This is a genomic window from Ruegeria sp. CF8 (assembly GCF_056537285.1).
This window is the reverse complement of record NZ_JBQFRG010000020.1, coordinates 2,501-6,160: the sequence shown is the minus strand read 5'-3', so window position 1 is coordinate 6,160 and position 3,660 is coordinate 2,501. Positions and strand designations below refer to the sequence as shown.

General features: G+C 53.1%; 1 tRNA gene and 2 rRNA genes. All 3 read right to left on the bottom strand.

The window, feature by feature from the left end:
* Positions 1 to 85: 85 nt before the first annotated feature.
* A tRNA-Met gene (locus ACR0EV_RS23955) sits at positions 86 to 162 on the bottom strand.
* A gap of 52 nt (positions 163 to 214) precedes the next feature.
* A 5S ribosomal RNA gene (rrf, locus tag ACR0EV_RS23950) occupies positions 215 to 329 on the bottom strand.
* A gap of 187 nt (positions 330 to 516) precedes the next feature.
* Positions 517 to 3,359 (bottom strand): 23S ribosomal RNA (locus ACR0EV_RS23945).
* Between the last annotated feature and the right edge of the window lie 301 nt (positions 3,360 to 3,660).

Here is a 3,660-nt window from a genome sequence, read left to right as displayed (position 1 = left end):
TATGAGCCTGACGAGGTGAAGACGTTAAGCAATTGATCCGGGGGATCAATTGTAGTCTGAACGGGCTGCTGTGGATTTTCCGACCTGGTTGCGGGAGCAGGATTTGAACCTGCGACCTTCAGGTTATGAGCCTGACGAGCTACCGGGCTGCTCCATCCCGCGTCAGGGTCGGAAAGTGTGATATCGTATTAGAGAGATGTTGGGCTTTTTCTAGGTTTGGCGGTGACCTACTCTCCCGGGGCTTAAGCCCAAGTACCATTGGCGCGGCAGTGCTTAACTTCCGGGTTCGGTATGGGACCGGGTGTTTCACTTGCGCTATGACCACCAAACCGAGGAAAAGCCCACGTCGCTGTTTTTGCAAAGCAAAAAAGCGACGAGCGGGAGGCAGCGTCTTTTGTTCACAAAAGGCGCGTTCCCGCACGGTTATAGTATCAATCAACATCGCGGCTGGGTGCTACGACGCTATCCATTGTCAAGGTCGGTGTATGCTTTGGTCTTGTCTTTCCATTACTGGATCAAATCAAGCCTATCGGGCGATTAGTACCGGTCAACTGAACGCATTACTGCGCTTACATCTCCGGCCTATTGACGTGGTGGTCTTCCACGGCCCTCAGGGAGACCTTGTTTTGAGGGGGGCTTCCCGCTTAGATGCCTTCAGCGGTTATCCTGTCCGATCATAGCTACCCAGCACTGCCGTTGGCACGACAACTGGTCCACCAGTGGATCGTTCACCCCGGTCCTCTCGTACTAGGGGCAACTCCTCTCAAGTCTCCTACACCCACGGCAGATAGGGACCGAACTGTCTCACGACGTTCTAAACCCAGCTCACGTACCTCTTTAAACGGCGAACAGCCGTACCCTTGGGACCTGCTCCAGCCCCAGGATGAGATGAGCCGACATCGAGGTGCCAAACACTGCCGTCGATATGGACTCTTGGGCAGTATCAGCCTGTTATCCCCGGCGTACCTTTTATCCGTTGAGCGATGGCCCTTCCACTCGGGACCACCGGATCACTATGGCCGTCTTTCGACTCTGCTCGACTTGTCAGTCTCGCAGTCAGGCTGGCTTCTGCCATTGCACTCAACGAGCGATTTCCGACCGCTCTGAGCCAACCTTCGCGCGCCTCCGTTACGCTTTAGGAGGCGACCGCCCCAGTCAAACTACCCGCCACGCAGGGTCCCGGATCCGGATAACGGACCGCGGTTAGACATCAAGAGTGCGAAGGGTGGTATCTCAAGGGAGGCTCCACGGATACTTGCGTTTCCGCTTCAAAGCCTACCACCTATCCTGCACATCACAATCCTGATGCCAGTGCGAAGCTGTAGTAAAGGTGCACGGGGTCTTTCCGTCTAACCGCGGGAAGCCTGCATCTTGACAGGCAATTCAATTTCGCTGAGTCGATGTTGGAGACAGCGGGGAAGTCGTTACGCCATTCGTGCAGGTCGGAACTTACCCGACAAGGAATTTCGCTACCTTAGGACCGTTATAGTTACGGCCGCCGTTTACCTGGGCTTCAATTCAAGGCTCTCACCTCTCCTTTTAACCTTCAGGCACCGGGCAGGCGTCAGACCCTATACGTCGTCTTGCGACTTCGCAGAGCCCTGTGTTTTTAATAAACAGTCGCCACCCCCTGGTTTGTGCCCCCAGCCCCTAGTTGCCTAGGAACCGGGCCTCCTTCTCGCGAACTTACGGAGGTATTTTGCCGAGTTCCTTCAACATCGTTCTCTCAAGCGCCTTGGTATGCTCTACCAGTCCACCTGTGTCGGTTTAGGGTACGGTCTGATGGAGGGCTATTTCCAGGAACTGCTCAGCAGCCCAACCAATCCGATAAGGTTGAACTACACCTGCAATCCGTCACATCCTCCTGGCCTAGGAATATTAACCTAGTTCCCATCGCCTACGCCTTTCGGCCTCGGCTTAGGGGCCGGCTTACCCTGCTCAGATTAGCTTTAAGCAGGAACCCTTGGACTTTCGGCGAGAGTGTCTCTCACACTCTTTGTCGCTACTCATGTCATCATTCTCACTAGTGATCTCTCCACCGGATCGCTCACGCGCCGGCTTCATCGAAAGAACTCGATCCGTCATTACATCCAACTGCTTACACAGCACAGATGCAAATACGGATGAGTTCTATGTCACACTACGCTCTGCTACCATGCCTTACGGCATCCTAAGCTTCGGCTCATGGCTTGAGCCCCGTTACATCTTCGCCGCAGGACAACTTATTTAGACCAGTGAGCTGTTACGCTATCTTTAAAGGATGGCTGCTTCTAAGCCAACCTCCTGGTTGTTTTGGTCGTCCCACCTGCTTTCCCACTTAGCCATGAATTGGGGGCCTTAGCTGTAGGTCAGGGTTGTTTCCCTCTCCACTACGGACGTTAGCATCCGCAGTGTGTCTGCCATCTAGTACTCCCGGGTATTCGGAGTTTGGTTAGGATCAGTAAGCCTGTGGGGCCCCATTACCCATCCAGTGCTCTACCCCCCGGGGTATTCGGATGACGCTCTACCTAAATAGATTTCGCAGAGAACCAGCTATCTCCGAGTTTGATTGGCCTTTCACCCCTAGGCACAGCTCATCCCGATCCTTTTCAACGGATGTGGGTTCGGTCCTCCAGTAAGTGTTACCTTACCTTCAACCTGGCCATGCCTAGATCACTCGGTTTCGGGTCTGATCCCACGAACTCATGCGCCCTATTAAGACTCGCTTTCGCTACGCCTACACCTAACGGCTTAAGCTTGCTCGTGAGACCAAGTCGATGACCCATTATACAAAAGGTACGCCGTCAGATCTCGAGGATCCTCCGACTGATTGTAGGCGTTCGGTTTCAGGTACTGTTTCACTCCCCTCGTCGGGGTGCTTTTCACCTTTCCCTCACGGTACTGGTTCGCTATCGGTCAGCAAGGAGTACTTAGCCTTCGAAGGTGGTCCTCCGATCTTCAGACAGAATTTCACGTGTTCCGCCCTACTTAATACGTCCATCAAAGCTTCCTATACGGGGCTGTCACCCGCTATGGCCATGCTTCCCAACATGTTCTAGTCACTTATCTGGCTCGGCTGGTCCCCGTTCGCTCGCCGCTACTAGGGGAGTATCAATTGATTTCCTTTCCTCCGGGTACTTAGATGTTTCAGTTCCCCGGGTTTGCTCTTAAAACCCTATGTATTCAGGTCTTAAGTACTTGGTTAAACAACATATTGATTAGCAAAACTAACAATATGAAGCTTTCAAGTGGGTTGCCCCATTCAGAAATCCATGGATCAAAGCTTATTCTCAGCTCCCCATGGCTTATCGCAGAGTATCACGTCTTTCATCGCCTCTTGCTGCCAAGGCATTCACCAAACGCCCTTCTCGCGCTTGATTTGATCCAGAAAAAGAAAGACTGGATTTGCAAAGCAAATCCATGGGTCGGAAGCTGGAACAACCAACCCCTTTTCCTGAACCAAAAGCATACTTTCCCGCCTTCCATCCTGGAACCCGCGCTGCCGATGTCGGTCGGCCCCACGCAGAGGATAGAAGACAATGCATAACCGTTAAGTTATGCGGGTTAGTGTACTTGACTTGGACAACTCTGTTCGTTTCAGCCGCGATAGTCGTGGACAGGCGAGGAAACACCCGTGTCACAACCCGCCCCTCCGAAGAGGAGAACGACTGAGATCAACGC